The 254-nt window shown below is 45.7% G+C and carries 1 protein-coding gene; it reads right to left on the bottom strand.

All coding sequences use genetic code 11. From position 1 onward, the window contains the following. On the bottom strand, positions 1-254 hold a 254-nt coding region (locus Q0842_RS16180; protein WP_298500548.1), incomplete at both ends, for an Ig-like domain-containing protein.

Raw genomic sequence — 254 nt, 5'->3', positions numbered from 1 at the left:
TCATAACCTACTGTTGGTACGGGTCCGTTATAACCAGGTGCTGGAGTGAAGGTATAGGTACCATCTGCATTGACCGTAATGTCACCGATTGGGTCTCCTGCATTATCATTGATAGTTGTTGGAGTTCCTAAAACTAAGGTGTCTGGGTTGCCATCGCCATCCGTATCTACTGTTGCTCCGGTGATTGTATGATCCGCACTATCTGCATCTGTTAAGTTCGCAAATAAATCTCCGCTTACTGGGGTGTCTTCATT

It is taken from the genome of uncultured Algibacter sp. (assembly GCF_947495675.1).
In the GTDB taxonomy this organism is placed as follows: Bacteria; Bacteroidota; Bacteroidia; order Flavobacteriales; family Flavobacteriaceae; genus Algibacter_B.
The sequence above is the reverse complement of the archived record's forward strand: the minus strand, read 5'-3'. Positions and strand labels throughout refer to the sequence as shown.